We start from the raw sequence: 16,195 nt of genomic DNA, 5'->3' as shown, positions 1-16,195 counted from the left end.
GTTCTGCTTGTAGGCGTTAGCCCAGCAGCTCTTTCAGCTGCTCCGGTGCGGCCTGCAACAGAGCTTCGACCTTATCGACATCGGCACCGCCTGCCTGAGCCAGTTCCGGTTTGCCGCCACCGCGACCACCGACAATGGCAGCCAGCGGTTTGATCAGGTCCCCTGCTTTGACTTTGCTGGTTAGGTCCTTGGTGACGGCAACCAGCAGGGCGACCTTGCCGCCTTCGGTCGATGTCAGCACCAGCACGCCGGAACCGAGCTTGTCGCGCAGCTGGTCGGAGAACTCGCGCAGGCCTTTGCCGTCAACGCCGTCGACCTTGACTGCCAGCAGTTTGACCCCGGCAACATCCTGTGTTTGATTGACCAGCTCGCCACTTTTGTCGGCGTTGGCCTTGGCTTGCAGCTGCTCGACCTCTTTTTCCAGCTCTTTCTGCTGCTCGAGAAGCTTCTGCAGCCGGGTTTCCAGCTGGGCCGGCTCTGCCTTGACCAGGTTGGCCAAACGTTGCAGGGCCTGCTGTTGCTGGTGAACCTGGGCCAGTGCACCATCGCCTGTGACCGCTTCGATCCGGCGGACACCGGCAGCGATGCCGCCTTCGGACAGAATGCGGAACAGGCCGATGTCGCCGGCTGCACTGGCGTGGGTGCCGCCGCACAGTTCCATGCTGTAGTCGCCGACGCTGATAACGCGGACCTCGTCGCCATATTTTTCGCCGAACAGCGCCATGGCACCGGCCTGCTCAGCAGTATCGGCCGCCATCACATCCGATTTGACTGCTGCGTTGACGCGAATCTGCTTGTTGACCTCTTCCTCGATCTTGATGATTTCCTCGGTCGTGACCGGCGAGAAATGGGTGAAGTCGAAACGCAGTCGATCCGGGGTAACTAGCGAGCCCGCCTGCTTGATGTGGTCGCCAAGGATCTTCTGCATCGCGGCCTGCAGCAGGTGGGTGGCGGTGTGGTTAAGGACGATCTTCTGGCGGCGTTCGGCGTCGACACTGATCGTTGCCTCGGCACCTTTTTGCACCGAACCGGTGACCACTTCGCAGACATGGCTGAAAAGGTTTTCCAGCGGTTTCTTGGTGTCGATGATGCGCAGGGACGCATCCGCGGTACTGATGTTCCCGGTGTCGCCGACCTGGCCACCCGACTCGCCGTAACAGGGAGTGACGGCAGTGATGACTTCGACGGTTTCACCACAGACGGCTTCATCGACCAGTACGCCATCTTTGATCAGCGCCAGTACGGCGCCTTTGTCTTCAGTTTTTTCGTAGCCGCTGAAAGTGGTTTTGATGCCCTCATCGACCAGTTTCTTGTAAATCGCTGAAACGGCTTCTTCGCCCGAACCTTTCCAGTGCTCGCGCGCTTTTGCACGCTGAGCTTCCATGCAGGTTTCGAAGCCGGCTTCGTCAAGCTCAAAGCCATCCTTTTCAACGATATCGGCAGTCAGGTCGACGGGGAAGCCATAGGTGTCATAGAGTTTGAAAACGGTTTCTCCCGGAATGACCTTCTGACCGGTTTTTTCCAGTGCCGCGATCTCTTCCTGCAGAATGCGCAGGCCGTTGCCGAGCGTGGCAATGAAGCGTTCTTCTTCGTTCTGTACCACTTTGGCGACAAAGTCTTTACGCGCGGCTTCGCTTGGATAGGCCTTGTTCATAAATTCGAGGACGAAGGTCGCTGTTTTGAACAGCACCGGATCTTCAAAACCGAGCATCTTGGCGTGACGCATCGCCCGGCGCATGATGCGGCGCAGCACGTAGCCGCGACCTTCGTTGGAAGGCAGCACGCCGTCGGCGATCAGGTAAGCGGTAGCGCGACTGTGGTCGGCCATGACCCGCATCGAGACGTCATTCTCGTCGTTGTCACCGTAGGTTTTGCCGGAGAGTTTTTCGATGTAGGCGATGATGTCACGCAGCAGGTCGGTATCGTAGTTTGACTGCACCTTCTGCATAACGGTCGCCAAGCGCTCCAGTCCCATGCCGGTATCGACCGCCGGTTTCGGTAGCGGTACCAGCTCGCCGTCCGGTTGCCGGTCGAACTGCATGAAGACGTTGTTCCAGATCTCCATGTAGCGGTCGCAATCGCAGCCGACGGTGCAGTCGGGCGAATCACAGCCGACTTCCGGGCCGTTGTCGTAGAAAATCTCAGAGCAGGGGCCGCAGGGCCCGGTGTCACCCATCGACCAGAAGTTGTCCTCCTCGAAACGGAAGATTCGCTCACGCGGGACGCCTTCCTGCTTGTGCCAGATATCGGCCGCTTCGTCGTCAGTGGTGTAAACCGAAACGTAAAGCTTGTCGATATCGAGACCCATGTCCTTGGTCAGAAATTCCCAGGCGTACGCAATCGCTTCTTTTTTGAAATAATCGCCGAAAGAGAAGTTGCCGAGCATCTCGAAGAAGGTGTGGTGGCGGGCGGTGCGACCGACGTTTTCCAGGTCGTTGTGCTTACCGCCAGCACGAACACACTTCTGCGAGGTGGTGGCGCGGACATAATCACGCTTCTCTGCGCCGAGGAAGCAATCCTTGAACTGGTTCATCCCGGCGTTGGTGAACAGCAGGGTTGGATCGTTGTGCGGAACCAGCGAAGAGGAGGAAACAACGCGGTGCTCCCGCTCTTCGAAAAATTTCAGGAAACGGGCGCGGATTTCATTACCGGTGATCATTTGTACAGCCTTTCTCGATCGTTATTTCAATATTAAATGGGCTAACCATTGAATTTAGCAGGATTGAATCAGCGATAATAATCCAAGTCGGCTGGATTGAAAAGGGCTTTGTCAGCTAGGTTGTTAAGTATGACGAAGAAGAGGAAAAGAAATTTTTGACATGGAATTTTATTTCGGCGTATATTTTAGGAATTATTAATAAGATTTGTGCGTTTCGGCAGAGGGGAAAATGGGCAAAAATATCACTGTAGGAACATTGGGTCATATATTTCTGTGGTCGATCTGTTGCTGTCTGCTCCTCTTTGTGCCTTCCGCAGGGAACACTGCTAACTATTCTGACTCTGCGCATGGCGATCCCGGTTACGGTGTATTGCGAAGCAGCATGCCATCGACTTACGCGCAGGGGAATTGCGGGCACTGCCATGAGCAGCATGAAGCGGCCAAGTCTGGGCTGTTGTTCGCGACCAATTTTAGTGGCAAGATGACCAATCCTTACACCGCTGCTGATAACGCCTGCTTTCAGTGCCATCAGGATGCTTCGAGCCAAAGTGGCGGAATTACCAACAATAACTACAGTGCGACCTTCGGTGGGGCGACGGCTGAATCTGACAGCATCATGGATGCGTTCAACCAGAGTTCCTATCACAACCTTTACGATATTCAGCAATACATAACCGGCAGTCGGGGGACCAAGAGCTTTTCCAATTTCTCAGCCCTGTACAATCCCTGCAGCGGTTGCCATAACGCCCACTTGGCTAAAGCGAATAAACGCTCAACCGGCGACCCGACGGAAACTGTCATGTCGAAACCTTCCGATCATGAAAATCTTTGGGGCGATGACAATGGCACAACCGAGCTGATGACGAGTTACGGAACCGGTTACCAGCCGCCGCTTTACGATGGCAGTAGTACGCTGCTGGAACCGGACGGCCTGTCAACATCGGCAACCACGCAGGCTGGAAAAACCCCGAATTACAATGCTTTCTGTACCGATTGTCACAATTCGACAAATGTTATTTATAGCACCGAGTTGGGGCGAAACTTACGGACGTTCAATTGGTCGCTGGAAGTGCATGGGGAGGATACTGCGTCTGACGATTCGAGTTCGTATTCGGGTTGGGGTGGTAGTGGGTCAGAGACAGAGATGCAATCGCCCTATTCCGATTCCAATCTGGGAAGCTATGTCCTGTCCTGTATGGATTGTCACGAGCCGCATGGGTCGAGTAACGCTTATCTGATTCGTACGAGTATCAATGCCGGTTCGGTCAGTTTGCCGTCTGGATCCAGTAATTGGGATAACGTTTGCTCACGTTGTCACGCGGTTGCAAGTGATTTGAGAAATTTGCATCACCGCGTTAAAGATGATGGAGATTATAGTTGTAGCGATTGCCATATCGGTAGCACCAGAGATGGAAATATTAGGCCCTGTATTGAATGTCATTACCACGGTTCCTCATTCAGGGGCTTGAAGACCTTCTGATTATTTTGGTACCTTCTTAATTACCTGAAATATTTCCCCCAAACCAAACCCGCGTCGCTGGAAATAACTGACCACCCGGCGCCGCTGTTTTTCATTCGCTGCTTGATAATCGAAGCCGGGAAACTTTCGCTCCAGTTGCTGCCGCAGTAGCTGATCGGTTTCGAACTCCTGCCCGATTTTTTCCAGTGCCTGTTCGGCTGTCGCATCGTCGATACCCCGACGTCGCAAATCGAGCAGCACTTTCCTGCCGACTCCTTTGCCACTGCGCATCAATGCGCGGGCACGCTCTGTCGCGTACCTTTCATCGTTCAGGTAGTTGTACTCGCGGCATTTTTCCAGGCAACCGTCGATAGCAGACGCTGAAAAGCCGAGCTGTTTCAGTTTTGCGGTCAGCTCGGCTTCACTGCGATCCCGTCCGGTCAGCAACCGCAGGGCGGTTGCGAAGATATCAGAATCTTTCGAGTTTGATGTTGCCATCCTCGTCCAGTCCGGTGTCCTCTTCCTCTTCTTTTTCTTCGGAGGTCAGCACTTCCTCTTCCAGCTTTTTGCCCTGCTCGAAATCACTCCAGGAGGTGTCGGAGGTGGAGTCGATGCCGGAGAACTTGAGCTTGAAGTCATCCGGGTTGGAGCTTTGGCGCAGTGCCTCATCGAAGGTGATGGCCTCTTTTTTGACCAATGTCATCAGCGCCTGGTCAAAGGTCTGCATGCCGTAGGTGGTGTAGCCCTTGGCGATTGCATCCTTAAGTTGGTTGGTTTTCTCCCGGTCGTCAATCAAATCACGAACGCGCGCGGTAGAAACCATGACCTCGACCGCTGCGACCCGCCCTTTGCCTTCAGCGCGAGGGATCAGGCGCTGGGAGACAACGCCTTTAAGGACGCCGGAGAGCTGCAGGCGGATGTGACGTTGTTGGTGTGGCGGGAACATGGAAATGATCCGGGTGATGGTTTCCGGGGCGTCGATGGTGTGCAGGGTCGACAGAACCAGGTGCCCGGTTTCGGCAGCGGCCAGGGCCGTCTCGGCGGTTTCAACGTCACGCATCTCACCAACCAGGATGACGTCCGGGTCCTGCCGCAGGGCGCTCTTCAGCGCCGGGGCAAAGCCTTCGGTATCAAAGCCGACTTCGCGCTGGTTGATGATACATTTACGGTCGCGGTGGAGGTATTCTATCGGGTCTTCAATAGTGACGATGTGGGCGGTTCTGGTGCTGTTGATGTGGTCGATCATTGCCGCCAACGTGGTTGATTTACCGGTTCCGGTAGCGCCGGTCACCAGTACCAGCCCGCGCTGTTCGGCGGCGATTTTCTTCAGCACTTCCGGCATCAGCAACTCGTCAAGCGTGGCAATCTTGTAGGGGATCGCGCGAAAAACCGCCGAAACCGTATTGCGTTGGGAAAAGACATTGACGCGAAAACGACCCAGTCCGGGAACGCCGTAAGCGAGGTCGACTTCGTTGTGCTCTTCAAAAGTGCGTCGCTGCTTATCGTTCATGATGCTTTTGCACATTTCGCTGACCGACTCCGCAGTCAGCCGTGGCGCTTTTGGCAGTGGACGCAGGTTGCCGTCAACACGAAATACCGGCGGCAGACCCGCTTTAAGATGAACGTCCGACGTTTGGGCTTTTAGAGCCATTGCAAGAATGTCATTCAGTTCCATAGTTTCTTTCCTGGCGGTTTACTTACCAATTAGTTGTTTTCTTCTTCCGTTGCAGCGACCGGCTCGCCGCCCAGCCCGTACATTTCGCGGAGCTTGCCTTCGATTTCATCGGCGATTTCCGGGTTCTCTTTCAGGTACTGCTTGACGTTCTCCCGGCCCTGGCCGATGCGGGTGCCGGCGTAAGAAAACCAGGAGCCGCTCTTCTCGACGATGTCGTTATCGACGCCGAGATCGAGGATATCTCCCTCGCGGGAAATGCCGGTACCATACATAATATCAAATTCTGCCTGCTTGAATGGTGGGGCCACTTTATTTTTTACCACTTTGACCCGGGTGCGCCCGCCGATGACATCCTGACCGTTTTTCAGCGATGCGATACGGCGGATGTCCATCCGTACTGAAGAGTAGAATTTCAGCGCATTACCACCGGTGGTGGTCTCCGGGTTGCCGAACATGACGCCGATTTTCATGCGGATCTGGTTGATGAAAATAATACAGCAGTTCGACTTGGCAACGGTCGCGGTCAGTTTACGCAGCGCCTGCGACATCAGTCGCGCCTGCAGGCCCATATGCGAATCGCCCATCTCGCCTTCAATTTCGGCACGTGGTGTCAGTGCCGCAACCGAGTCGACCACCAGCACGTCGATGGCGCCACTGCGGACCAGCATCTCGGTGATTTCCAGCGCCTGCTCACCGGTGTCCGGTTGGCTGACCAGCAGGTCGTCCGCCTTTACGCCGAGGTGGCCGGCGTACTGAATGTCGAGGGCGTGCTCGGCGTCGACAAAAGCAGCGATACCCCCTTGCTTCTGCACTTCGGCGACGATGTGCAGGGCGAGGGTGGTTTTGCCGGATGATTCCGGACCGAAGATTTCGATGATCCGCCCCTTCGGCACACCGCCGAGACCGAGGGCGAGGTCGAGGCTCAGGGCGCCGGTTGGGATATATTCGATCGAGGGCATCTGGTAATCGGAACCGAGGCGCATGATGCTGCCCTTGCCGAACTGTTTTTCAATCTGGCCCATGGCCAGTTCAAGAGCGCGGTTCTTGTTTTCGTCTGCCATTTTTTATCTCCCTTGGCGAATAAATTCTATTCGAATGAATGCGTTGTCTGTTGTTTGAAGACTGCTGTCGTTTGTGCCCTGTGGATGGCACCTTTCGGAGTCAGCTTGCTAGTATACAGGATCATTCTGTCAATTTTCATACTGCCGCAGCTTTGTGACAGAAAAGGGCACAAGGCTTCCGTTGTTGGCGGTGGCTGACGAAAGCGGCCGATCGTCAGGTGTGGCCGATAGCGACGCTGCTCGATCTCCAGGCCTGCACTCAGCAGTTGCTTGCTCAATTCTTCCTGCAGGGCGATCAGCTCTGCTTCAGGTTCGACCCCCAGCCAGAGGATGCGTGGCCGTTTAGCATTCGGGAAGAAACCGAGACCCTTCAGTAAGACATTAAAGATCTCTTTCTTTTGTCCTATCGATAGCACATGCTGACCGATTTCCGCAAGCTGCTCCGGTGTCAGGTCGCCAAGAAAATTCAAGGTCAGGTGCAGGTTTTCACTGCGGGGTGTTTTCAGAAGCGGTTGCAGGGCACGGAGTTGCTGTTGCAGTTTGCCGATGCGTCGACGCGTCTGCTCCGGTAAGGGGATGGCAATGAAGGAGCGCAGCAACTCAGTCATCGGCCTTGCGCGACCGATAAAGCGGCATCAGGATATGGAAGCAGCTGCCGGTTTCGCTTAACTTGGAGTTGTCGACCCAGATCATGCCGCCGTGGGCTTCAATCATCCCTTTTGCCAGCGGCAGGCCGAGCCCGGCGCTTGGCCCCTGGGCTGCGTACTGTTCTTTCCCATGCTGATTGATATCCCCGGCTCCCTGGAACTTGTCGAAAATCAGCAGGCGATCTTTTTCGGCGATGCCAACCCCGCTGTCGCTGATGCAGATTTCGATGTGGTCGAGCAGCGGCTTCTTCTGGAAAAAAGAGGGGCTGAAAATTTCGATTTCCCTTTTCTGGTCGAGCAACTCTTCGGCCGTTCGATGATGGGCTTCCAGCTTGACCAGGCCGCCGAGTGGCGTGAATTTGAGAGCATTTTTCATGATCCGCTCAAGGGCCTGGCGCAGATGGTGGTGATCGCCGACCGGGGCAATGTGATCGGGACATTCGCCGATTTCCAGGGACAACTGACGACGCAGAGCTTCGTCGCCAAATTGCAGCGACAGCTCGCCGAACATCAGTGGCAGGTCGATGTGCTCCTGCGCCAGATAGATGTCCTGGGCTTCGATACGTGCAATTTCCAGCAGGTCTTCAACCAGGTTGTTAAGCCGCTGGCTGCCTTTGTCAATGGTGTCGAGCAGAATGTGACACTCTTCCGGCAGGTCGTCACGCTGCCCGTCCAGCATCTCTGCGGCTGTCATAATCCAGGTCAGCGGTGTGCGCAACTCATGCGAAGCGAGGGCGAGAAAGCGATCCTTCATCTGGTTTGCTTTCTCCAGCGACCGGTTGCTCTCCTCCAGTCGCATGACGTGCTCGCGCAATTGGCGACGTGAGCGATCCAGTTCTCGCTGGCTGGCATGGGTCAGGCGATGTTGCCACTCAAGTTTTTCTACCAGTTCGGAGGCGTCGATGGCTGATGCGAGCAGGCGACAGCACTCATCCAGCAGCTCAACTTCAGGCTGGCTGTACTGACGTGGCTGTTGTTGAAACAAAAAGAGTACACCGATCAGCCGTTCATGGGCGATCAGTGGATGGGCCTGCAAGCTCTGCCAGCCTGCATCCAGAAGGGCCTTGTGGTGTAGCTCTTCGGCTTGTGGCAAGTCGTGCCAGCTGTGCGCCCGATTGGTGTCGATAACAGAAGAGACCAGGCCTTTCCCGGCGGGAATCTTCTGCAGAGACTGGCTCAGTTCGTCACTGATGCCCTGCGTTGCTACCAGGTGCAGGGGAGAGGCCGGGCTGTTCAGCTGGTAGATGCCGCAGCCGCTTGCCCCGAAATTGTTGTGCAGCATCTCCAGCGCAGTGTCGAGCAGAAGTCCGCGCTCGCGGACATTCGCCGTCAGACCGGCTATCTGGTGCAACAGCTGCAGGCGAGACAGGTCGCAGGTCGGATCGATCCTTGCGCTGATGCTCGCTGACTTTTTCTTCGACCCAGAACTCATAGTCTGTCCCGATTTTTAATCCTTTGCATAGCGTAATGCGAAGCGGCGCAGCCACTCCAGCGCCATGACTGCACTCATGCGTTGAACTTTATGGCGATCACCATTGAAGCGATAGCCTTTGACGTGCACCCCTTCCGGGTTCGCCAGCGCCATGAAAACGGTGCCGACCGGTTTCTCTTCAGTGCCGCCGTCTGGCCCGGCGATGCCAGTGATCGAGAGCGCCAGATCGGTGCCGGTGGCACGACGCAGGCCGATTGCCATGGCTCTGGCGCACTGCTCGCTGACAGCTCCGTGCTGCTGCAGGATCGGCAGGGGAACCTGCAGCCAGTCCTGCTTGGCCGAGTCGGCATAAGTAACTGCACCCCGTTCGAGAAAGGCGGATGCACCCGGTTGGCTGGTGAGCATGCTGGCGACCAGCCCGCCGGTGCAGGATTCCGCCAGAGAAAGCGACAACCCGGCTTCAATCAGCAGTTTGCCGACAACTTCTTCCGGTGTTTGCTCGTCGCGGGCCATGATGTGCTCGCCGAGCACTTCCAGCAGAATCGTCTCAGCCTGATCCAGCCTTTGCGTGGCATCGTCACCGTCAGCGCGCAGCTTGACCAGCACCAGCGGGTAATCGAGAGCGAAGGCGACATCGACCCCTTGCGGCAGTTGCGAATAGGGGATCAGCGCGTCAACCTTGGGCTCAGGCAGACCGAACAGTTTGAACAGCCGCTGCTGGCGCGCCGCTTCCGGCGGATGCAGCTCCTGCAGTGCTGGCAGTACTGCCTGGTTGAACATCGCTTTCATCTCGCTCGGGACACCCGGCAGGAAAAACAGCTGGCAATTTTTATGTCGCAGGCGGAAACCGGGAGCGGTACCGAGGGGATTCTGTAGTGGTTCCGCCTCCAGCGGCAGCAATGCCTGCCGCTCGTTGGACGGCTCCATCTGGCGATTGCGCTTTTTGAACCAAGCCCGGACCATTTCCAGAGCTTCTTCGTTGATCGCCAGCTGTTGTCCGGTTGCACGGGCGGCTGCGCGGGCGGTCAGATCGTCGCCAGTCGAGCCGAGTCCGCCAGTGACAATCACCGCCTGGGCGTGCCCGCTCAGGTAGCGCAGAGCAGCTTCGATCTCTTTTTCCTGGTCCGGTACTGACAGTGAGCAGCGCAGCCGGTAGCCGTACTGCGAAAGGATGGCGGCAATAGTGCCGGTGTTGGTGTCGGCCAGTTCGCCATTGAGCAGCTCGTCTCCTGTGGTCAGTACGGCGATATCGAAGGGGCGGTCAAGCCCTGTCAAGCGTGTCTGCATCGGTTAAAAAATCCACAAGCAAAGGCGCAGCGCAATCGCTGCGTAAATTCCGGCAACAAGATCGTCGAGGGTGACGCCAACGCCGTTTTTCATCTCTTTGTCGAACCATTTCGCCGGTTGTGGCTTGGTGATATCGAATAGCCGGAACCAGAAAAAGGCGATGATAGCGGTGCCCCAGGAAAAAGGCAGAAAGAGCACTGCCGCGAGGTAGCCGATCAGTTCATCGATGACGATCCGGCCGTCATCCGCTTCGCCATAGATTTTACCTGCTTCGTTGCAACTCCAAAAGCTCAAAAACAGCAGGGCGATGAAAGTGAGCAGTTGCAGGAACCAGTTGAAGCCGGAGATGTAGTAGAAGAAGGGGATGCCCATCAAGCTGCCGAAGGTGCCGGAGGCGACCGGGGCGTAACCGAGGCCGGCGTTACTGGCAAGAAAGAGAATCAATTTGCGCTGTGCGCCCTGTGCGATGTCATTCATGCCGGTTTCCCATTCGTCTCCGGTTGCAGTTGTTGATAGGCCGCGTTTTCCACCAGGCGGTAGACCTGTTGCAGCGGCAGCTTGCTGGTTTGGGCAAGTTTGCGGCAATCCTCGTACTCGGCGCTCAGGCGCAGAAAGCGGTCACCGTCGTAAAGCAGCTTGACCTGCGCTTCGCCCAGCTCGGTAGCGACAGTTGCCGTGCGGCGATGTAGCCTGAAGCGGTTGCAGCTGGTGCTGCGAACGCCGATGGCACTGCTCTGGTGCATAATCAGCTTGGCGAGCTTCTCCGCACAGCCCGGCTCGCAGGCCACGGTCAGTCGATGGGCGGGGCGATTTTTTTTCATCTGCAGCGGGCTGTAGGCTGCATCAAGCGCGCCGGCGTCGAACAGCTGCTCCAGCAGGTAGCCGAGCTGCTCCGCCGTGGAATCATCGATGTGGGTTTCCAGCAGTTGCACCCGGTCGGTTTGCGTGGCGTCCTCGACCATTTCGCCGAGAATGCCGCGCAGCAGGTTGGGGCGATCCTCCAGTTGCCAGCCGCCGACACCGTAGCCGGTGCGGTCGATGGTCAGCTGTGGCAGCTCGCAGAACTCTGCCAGTTCGGTGACGATGGTGGCGCCGGTCGGCGTGACCAGTTCTTTATCGCTTCCGCTGCTGACGATCGGCAGACCGTGCAGCATTTTCAGTACGGCCGGTGCGGGCAGCGGCAGGGCACCGTGGGCGCATTTACTCATGCCGCGGGAAAGCGGCAGCGGACTGCAGAGCAGTTTTTCGATGCCGAGAAGGTACAGGCCAATAGCGGCACCGGTCAGGTCGACGATGGCGTCGATGGCGCCAACTTCGTGGAAGTGAACTTTGTCGATATCGATGCCGTGAACCTTGGCTTCCGCTTCGCCGAGGCGGCGAAAGAAACGGCGGGCGGTCTGTTTCGGTTGTTCATCCAGTTCGCTGCCTTCGAGCATTTTGTCGATGGTGCTCCAGCTGCGGTGGTGGTGACCTTCTTCGTGGACCACCTGCAGGCGGCAACCTTCGATGCCGTGGCGTTGTTCGCGGTCGACTTTTAGTTCGTAACCGGTTAACGGGAGTTTTTTCAGTTCCGTCTGCAGGCGCTCGAGGGGGAGGCCGAGGTCTATTAGCAGGCCGAGGAACATGTCGCCGGAGATGCCGGAGAAGGTGTCGAGGTAGAGTGTTCTCATTTCTATTTATGCTGTCCTTTTTAAGGTCAAAGTCAAGGTCGTGGGCTTGCGCGCCCACACCGCGCCTTACTCTTTTGTCGCGCCACAAAAGAGTAAGCAGAAAAGGGCGCCCGACCTCCTTGCCCTTCGGGTTCCCTGCGCTGCATTGCGTTTTGCAGCACGGAAAAAAACTCGGCTACGCCTCAGACAGTTTTTCCTTGAAACCCTGCAAAACTTCATTTCGCTTCGGCTGCGTCACACGGGGGTGCTGTGTCAGCCTTTGCGGTTAATTCGGTTGGCTGCGAAAGCCGCGCCGAAGCCGTTGTCTATATTTACTACCGTTACGCCACTTGCGCAGCTGTTGAGCATGCCGAGCAGGGCGGCGATGCCGCCGAAGGCTGCGCCGTAACCGACCGATGTGGGGACGGCGATGACCGGGGCGGCGACCAGTCCGCCGACGACGGAGGGGAGTGCCCCTTCCATGCCGGCAACGACGATGATGACGGCGGCTTTCTGCAATTGATCGCTTTTCGCCAGCAGGCGATGGATGCCGGCGACCCCGACATCGACCAGTTCTTCGACCTCGTTGCCGAGCATGCGTGCGGTGATGGCGGCTTCTTTGGCGACCGGCAGATCAGAGGTCCCGGCGCAGACGATCAGTATTTTGCCTGCACCGCTGTTCTCAATTTTCTGCTGTATCAGGCAGAAGGCGCGGGCGTCGACGTTGTATTCCGCTTCCGGGAACTGGTTGCAGAGTGCGGTCGCTTTTTCGGCATCGACCCGGGTGGCCAGGATGTTGCTTCCGTTGCGCTGCATGGCGGCGATGATGGTTTTCAGCTGATCCAGACTTTTGCTCTCGCCGAGAATGATTTCGGGTACGCCCTGACGCAGTTCACGGTGGTGATCGATCTGGGCGACACCTAAGTCTTCGAACGGCAGTTTTTTCAGCTGGTTGACGCCATCTTCCACGCTGATGTGGCCGTCGGCCAGAGATTGCAGTAGTCTGGTCAGGTCTTTGCTGTTCAAACGCTTATCCTCTAAAGACCGAGATCGTCAGAAATGCCCTTCATCGCTTCCAGGCAGATGTCGCAAAACTCGGGAATCGGGATGCCGAGCTGTTCGCATTCAGCGATGATTTCGCGGTTTGCCCCGGCGGCAAACTGCTTTTCTTTGTAGCGTTTGCGCACCGATTTCGGTTTTACGCTGGCCAGCTTCTTATCCGGGTAAACCAGCGCCGTTGCGGTGATCAGCCCGGTGATGGTTTCTCCCGCCGCCAGTGCGTGGTGAAATTTTTCGCTGCGCTTGTCGCCGTGAGCCATTTCATTGTGCATGCGGATCGCTTCGAGAATCTCTTCAGCGACGCCTTCTTCGCGCAGGATGCGAACGGTTTCGTGGGTGTGTTTTTCCATGTCATCAAGGGTCATTTCCACATCGAGATCATGCAGCAGACCGGTCAGTCCCCAGAGCTCGACATCTTCATTGAGGTGCTTGGCCAAGGCACGCATCACCGCTTCACTGGCAAGGCAGTGTTTGACCAGGTTTTGGTTTTTTAAATGCTGGTTCAGCAGTTCAAGCGAACGTTCGCGGGTAATTCCGTAGTCCATCAGCTTTTGCTCCTTTTAGGCAGAATTGCAAGCATAGCAAAAAAGCGAGTGCGGCCAAAGCGTCATTCAGAATTTTGTCAGAGAGGGGAAGTATACTGCCAGATAAATAATTTAATGAAGATTTTTGTCACGTCAATTCACTCAAATGGAGGGGGCTCTTATGAGAGTTGTGGTGTTATGTCTATTCGTTTGTCTGCTGTCTGTTTTTCCTGCCTTTGCTATTCCTGTTACCTTTGATTTCAGCGATTCTCCAAGCGATTATTATTTTCCTAAAGCAGATCTGACGCTCAATGTCAGCGCCGGACTGGCGACTGTGACTGATACCAGTCGCGGTTTGGGGGTCGATGCCGGTGGTAGCGATAGTGGGACTTTGGATGGGGACGGCGCGTTCGAAGCTTTGTGGTTTTCATTCAGTGAAAAGGTTCGACTTGTTGATGCCTCTTTTTATTGGGTTGATGTAGGTGATGCATTTGCTTTTTCCCTTGGGGATGGTGATCAATTCGGGGAAGTTGAAGACATTTTGCGCATTGGTGATAAAGATGGTTTTTTTGATTTTACAGCCCACAACCTGAGCAGCCAAATGTTTGGTATTAAGGCAAGCGAGGGAAGCTCTTTTCGAGTAACAACTTTGACCGTCGATTTCACTCCCGTCCCAACTCCCGAACCCTCAACTTATTTACTGTTCGGTAGCGGTGTTGCCGGCCTGTTTTTCTGGCGCAGGTGCCACTCTGGTTGACTGCTCGTTCCGCTCGCGGTAGCTTCAGGCATCGAAGTCGGAGGATGTCATGAGCGAAGAATACCAGGAAGAGCTGCCCTTAAGCCGGACGAAAAAGAAACAAATGGCGAAAGAGGTGGAGAAGATCGCCGATCAGCTGTCGAGTATGTCGGATAAGGCTTTCGGCCAGTTGCAGCTGTCGGAAGATCTGACCGTAGAGGTGGTCGAGGCACGTGAAACCAAAGGGCGAAGTTCGCACAAGCGGCAGGTGAAGCATCTGGCGGGCTATCTGCGCAAACAGGAGGACGAACTGCTGCAGTTGATGACGCAGTTGCAAAACCTCGACCAGGTCGCGCGCAGCGAGAAGCACGAATTCCATCAGTTGGAAAAATTGCGTGACCGGTTGTGTGATGCACAGACGTTTGAGACGGCATTTGCAGAAATGCTCGACCTTTATCCGAATGTTGATCGAAAGGCAATCTCCCGCTTGTCACGCTCTGTTCATCAGCATGGGGATAAGAGGGCATATCGAGAAATATTCAAAAGGTTACGTGATATGGATTAGAAATCATTCCAAACTTTCCTGTGTTAAATTTAATGATAAAGTGATGGAATCCGCTGTCGGCCTCACGTATATTCACGCAGCGTGTAGATCGACTTTGTTTTTGTCTTTGTTGATTTCTGTCATTTGGGTTGCCGCGATTGGCGGTGACTGATTGGTCGGCCATGCCGATAACATTTATAGCAGGGAGGAATGGGGATGAAGAATGTTTTGCTTGCAGTTTTCCTGATGGTCGCTTTGGTCCCGGTCGCTTTTGCCGGCGGTCATGGCGGTGAAGTTCACTGGGGATACCACGGGGATATCGGGCCGGAGTACTGGGGTGACCTGTCTCCCGATTTTCACATGTGTAAAGACGGCAAAAGCCAGACTCCGATCGATATTGTCAGTGCCGTCGAGGCGGACCAGCCGGAACTGACCTTTAACTATGAAGACACCACCCTGGCCGTGATCAACAATGGTCATACTATCAAGGCCAATTACGGCGAGGGCAGCAGCATCTCGGTTGACGGAAAAACCTACCAGTTGCTGCAGTTCCACTTCCACAGTTTGAGCGAAAATAAAGTCGAGGGCAGCTATTTCCCGTTGGAAGCTCATCTCGTGCACCAGGCTACTGACGGTAGCCTGGCTGTTGTCGGGATTCTGTTCGAGGAAGGTGCCGCCAACCCGTTACTGGAGCGCCTGTGGGGCTATACGCCGTCGAAAGTCAACTCGACGACAACCGTCGGCAGCGCTTCGATCAACGTTTCCGACCTGTTGCCGGAGAGCGCCGATTACTATGGATTCACCGGTTCACTGACCACTCCTCCCTGCTCCGAAGGAGTCAAGTGGATGGTGCTGCAGAATAATCCGACCGTCTCGCCGGCGCAAATCGCCAAGTTCCGCAGCTTTTTCAATGATCAGGAAACCAAGCGTCCGATTCAGCCGCTCAACGGCCGTGTCGTGTACAAGTAGTTTTTGTTGGACGTGAAAATTAAAAGGCCGCTGCCCAAGATGGGGAGCGGCCTTTGTTTTTGTGGATAAGGTTGTCTCAGCCGATCAGATCGAGAGTGGTGTCTTCCATTTCGCCTTGTGCCTGCAGGGCTTTCAGGTTGGCTTCGTAGCCGCGCTGAGTCGGGATCATACCGGTCAGTTCCTGCCCAAGATCGACATTCGACAGCTCTTCAACGGTACCGTCAGGTTGATTGATCATCACGCCCGGTGTGTTGACCTTTTGTACTTTGGCGGAAACTGCGCCGTTCTGACCTTCTTCCAGCACCGCTGTCGATTTTTTGAATTTACTCGATTCAGCGTTGGCGATGTTGTTGCTGCTGACCGCTTGCTTGGTCGACAGGGCGTTGAGAGCACTGATATTGTTGCTGACCGATAAAGGCATGGTCCGCTCCTTTATGAGAGTGTTCTTGCAGGGTGCGGTAAAAATAAAGATTTGTCAACGCTAATGTTTTCTT

General features: G+C 55.6%; 16 protein-coding genes. 4 read left to right on the top strand and 12 right to left on the bottom strand.

The window, feature by feature from the left end:
- Positions 1 to 16 precede the first annotated feature (16 nt).
- Complete coding sequence (gene alaS, locus BUB13_RS15095; RefSeq protein WP_072909629.1) at positions 17 to 2,656, bottom strand: alanine--tRNA ligase; 2,640 nt, start codon at positions 2,654 to 2,656, stop codon at positions 17 to 19.
- A 385-nt stretch (positions 2,657 to 3,041) separates the two neighbouring features.
- Here alaS and BUB13_RS15090 point away from each other — a divergent pair, with 385 nt between their 5' ends.
- Positions 3,042 to 4,139, top strand: a complete 1,098-nt coding sequence (locus BUB13_RS15090) for a cytochrome c3 family protein (protein WP_072909602.1) — start codon at positions 3,042 to 3,044, stop codon at positions 4,137 to 4,139.
- Here BUB13_RS15090 and BUB13_RS15085 read toward each other — a convergent pair whose 3' ends face one another.
- From BUB13_RS15085 to BUB13_RS15040, 10 genes are all read right to left on the bottom strand, one after another.
- A complete protein-coding gene (locus tag BUB13_RS15085; RefSeq protein WP_072909601.1) occupies positions 4,140 to 4,616 on the bottom strand; it encodes a regulatory protein RecX in 477 nt (158 codons plus the stop codon). It lies immediately after the preceding gene.
- Complete coding sequence (locus BUB13_RS15080) at positions 4,588 to 5,793, bottom strand: type IV pilus twitching motility protein PilT (protein ID WP_072909600.1); 1,206 nt, start codon at positions 5,791 to 5,793, stop codon at positions 4,588 to 4,590. The genes BUB13_RS15085 and BUB13_RS15080 overlap by 29 nt, the downstream gene beginning before the upstream one ends.
- A gap of 29 nt (positions 5,794 to 5,822) precedes the next feature.
- Complete coding sequence (gene recA / locus BUB13_RS15075; RefSeq protein ID WP_072909599.1) at positions 5,823 to 6,854, bottom strand: recombinase RecA; 1,032 nt, start codon at positions 6,852 to 6,854, stop codon at positions 5,823 to 5,825.
- Between the two features lie 26 nt (positions 6,855 to 6,880).
- Positions 6,881 to 7,462, bottom strand: a complete 582-nt coding sequence (gene thpR / locus BUB13_RS15070) for an RNA 2',3'-cyclic phosphodiesterase (RefSeq protein ID WP_072909598.1) — start codon at positions 7,460 to 7,462, stop codon at positions 6,881 to 6,883.
- Positions 7,455 to 8,933 carry a GAF domain-containing sensor histidine kinase gene (locus BUB13_RS15065; protein ID WP_072909597.1) on the bottom strand — a complete coding sequence of 493 codons (1,479 nt, stop codon included), beginning with the start codon at positions 8,931 to 8,933 and terminating at the stop codon, positions 7,455 to 7,457. Before BUB13_RS15065 ends, thpR begins: the two co-directional genes overlap by 8 nt.
- Positions 8,934 to 8,948: 15 nt before the next feature.
- Positions 8,949 to 10,220: a CinA family nicotinamide mononucleotide deamidase-related protein gene (locus BUB13_RS15060; protein WP_072909596.1), complete on the bottom strand. Its 1,272-nt coding sequence runs from the start codon at positions 10,218 to 10,220 to the stop codon at positions 8,949 to 8,951.
- A 3-nt stretch (positions 10,221 to 10,223) separates the two neighbouring features.
- Complete coding sequence (locus tag BUB13_RS15055) at positions 10,224 to 10,697, bottom strand: phosphatidylglycerophosphatase A family protein (RefSeq protein ID WP_072909595.1); 474 nt, start codon at positions 10,695 to 10,697, stop codon at positions 10,224 to 10,226.
- Positions 10,694 to 11,890, bottom strand: coding sequence for a nickel pincer cofactor biosynthesis protein LarC (larC, locus tag BUB13_RS15050; RefSeq protein ID WP_072909594.1), 1,197 nt, complete (start codon positions 11,888 to 11,890; stop codon positions 10,694 to 10,696). Before larC ends, BUB13_RS15055 begins: the two co-directional genes overlap by 4 nt.
- 252 nt (positions 11,891 to 12,142) lie before the next feature.
- A complete protein-coding gene (gene larB / locus BUB13_RS15045; protein WP_072909593.1) occupies positions 12,143 to 12,895 on the bottom strand; it encodes a nickel pincer cofactor biosynthesis protein LarB in 753 nt (250 codons plus the stop codon).
- Positions 12,896 to 12,906: 11 nt separating this feature from the next.
- Positions 12,907 to 13,473, bottom strand: coding sequence for an HDIG domain-containing metalloprotein (locus BUB13_RS15040; RefSeq protein WP_084092185.1), 567 nt, complete (start codon positions 13,471 to 13,473; stop codon positions 12,907 to 12,909).
- Between the two features lie 160 nt (positions 13,474 to 13,633).
- Between BUB13_RS15040 and BUB13_RS15035 the strand changes: the two genes are divergently transcribed.
- The 3 genes from BUB13_RS15035 (at position 13,634) to BUB13_RS15025 (ending at position 15,701) form a co-directional block, all read left to right on the top strand.
- The gene (locus BUB13_RS15035; RefSeq protein WP_072909592.1) at positions 13,634 to 14,209 is read left to right on the top strand and encodes a PEP-CTERM sorting domain-containing protein; all 576 of its coding nucleotides are present in this window, start codon (positions 13,634 to 13,636) and stop codon (positions 14,207 to 14,209) included.
- Positions 14,210 to 14,258: 49 nt separating this feature from the next.
- Complete coding sequence (gene yjgA / locus BUB13_RS15030) at positions 14,259 to 14,753, top strand: ribosome biogenesis factor YjgA (protein ID WP_072909591.1); 495 nt, start codon at positions 14,259 to 14,261, stop codon at positions 14,751 to 14,753.
- Positions 14,754 to 14,948: 195 nt separating this feature from the next.
- On the top strand, positions 14,949 to 15,701 hold the full coding sequence (locus BUB13_RS15025; protein ID WP_072909590.1) for a carbonic anhydrase: 753 nt from the start codon (positions 14,949 to 14,951) through the stop codon (positions 15,699 to 15,701).
- 76 nt (positions 15,702 to 15,777) lie between these two features.
- Here BUB13_RS15025 and BUB13_RS15020 read toward each other — a convergent pair whose 3' ends face one another.
- Positions 15,778 to 16,122 (bottom strand): flagellar basal body rod protein FlgC, encoded by a 345-nt coding sequence (locus BUB13_RS15020; RefSeq protein WP_072909589.1) that lies wholly within the window; start codon positions 16,120 to 16,122, stop codon positions 15,778 to 15,780.
- Positions 16,123 to 16,195: the final 73 nt, after the last annotated feature.

Source organism: Malonomonas rubra DSM 5091, from assembly GCF_900142125.1.
GTDB lineage: Bacteria > Desulfobacterota > Desulfuromonadia > Desulfuromonadales > Geopsychrobacteraceae > Malonomonas > Malonomonas rubra.
Note: the sequence above shows the minus strand (reverse complement) of the source record. Positions and strands in the feature narration are given on the sequence as shown.

Coding starts and splice junctions, on each gene's coding strand:
- BUB13_RS15090 (WP_072909602.1), top strand. CDS start 3,042: ATGCCATCGACTTACGCGCAGGGGAATTGCGGGCACTGCCATGAGCAG.
- BUB13_RS15065 (WP_072909597.1), bottom strand. CDS start 8,933: ATGAGTTCTGGGTCGAAGAAAAAGTCAGCGAGCATCAGCGCAAGGATC.
- BUB13_RS15055 (WP_072909595.1), bottom strand. CDS start 10,697: ATGAATGACATCGCACAGGGCGCACAGCGCAAATTGATTCTCTTTCTT.
- BUB13_RS15085 (WP_072909601.1), bottom strand. CDS start 4,616: ATGGCAACATCAAACTCGAAAGATTCTGATATCTTCGCAACCGCCCTG.
- recA (WP_072909599.1), bottom strand. CDS start 6,854: ATGGCAGACGAAAACAAGAACCGCGCTCTTGAACTGGCCATGGGCCAG.
- yjgA (WP_072909591.1), top strand. CDS start 14,259: ATGAGCGAAGAATACCAGGAAGAGCTGCCCTTAAGCCGGACGAAAAAG.
- larC (WP_072909594.1), bottom strand. CDS start 11,890: ATGAGAACACTCTACCTCGACACCTTCTCCGGCATCTCCGGCGACATG.
- BUB13_RS15035 (WP_072909592.1), top strand. CDS start 13,634: ATGAGAGTTGTGGTGTTATGTCTATTCGTTTGTCTGCTGTCTGTTTTT.
- thpR (WP_072909598.1), bottom strand. CDS start 7,462: ATGACTGAGTTGCTGCGCTCCTTCATTGCCATCCCCTTACCGGAGCAG.
- BUB13_RS15060 (WP_072909596.1), bottom strand. CDS start 10,220: ATGCAGACACGCTTGACAGGGCTTGACCGCCCCTTCGATATCGCCGTA.
- BUB13_RS15080 (WP_072909600.1), bottom strand. CDS start 5,793: ATGGAACTGAATGACATTCTTGCAATGGCTCTAAAAGCCCAAACGTCG.
- BUB13_RS15040 (WP_084092185.1), bottom strand. CDS start 13,473: ATGGACTACGGAATTACCCGCGAACGTTCGCTTGAACTGCTGAACCAG.
- BUB13_RS15025 (WP_072909590.1), top strand. CDS start 14,949: ATGAAGAATGTTTTGCTTGCAGTTTTCCTGATGGTCGCTTTGGTCCCG.
- BUB13_RS15020 (WP_072909589.1), bottom strand. CDS start 16,122: ATGCCTTTATCGGTCAGCAACAATATCAGTGCTCTCAACGCCCTGTCG.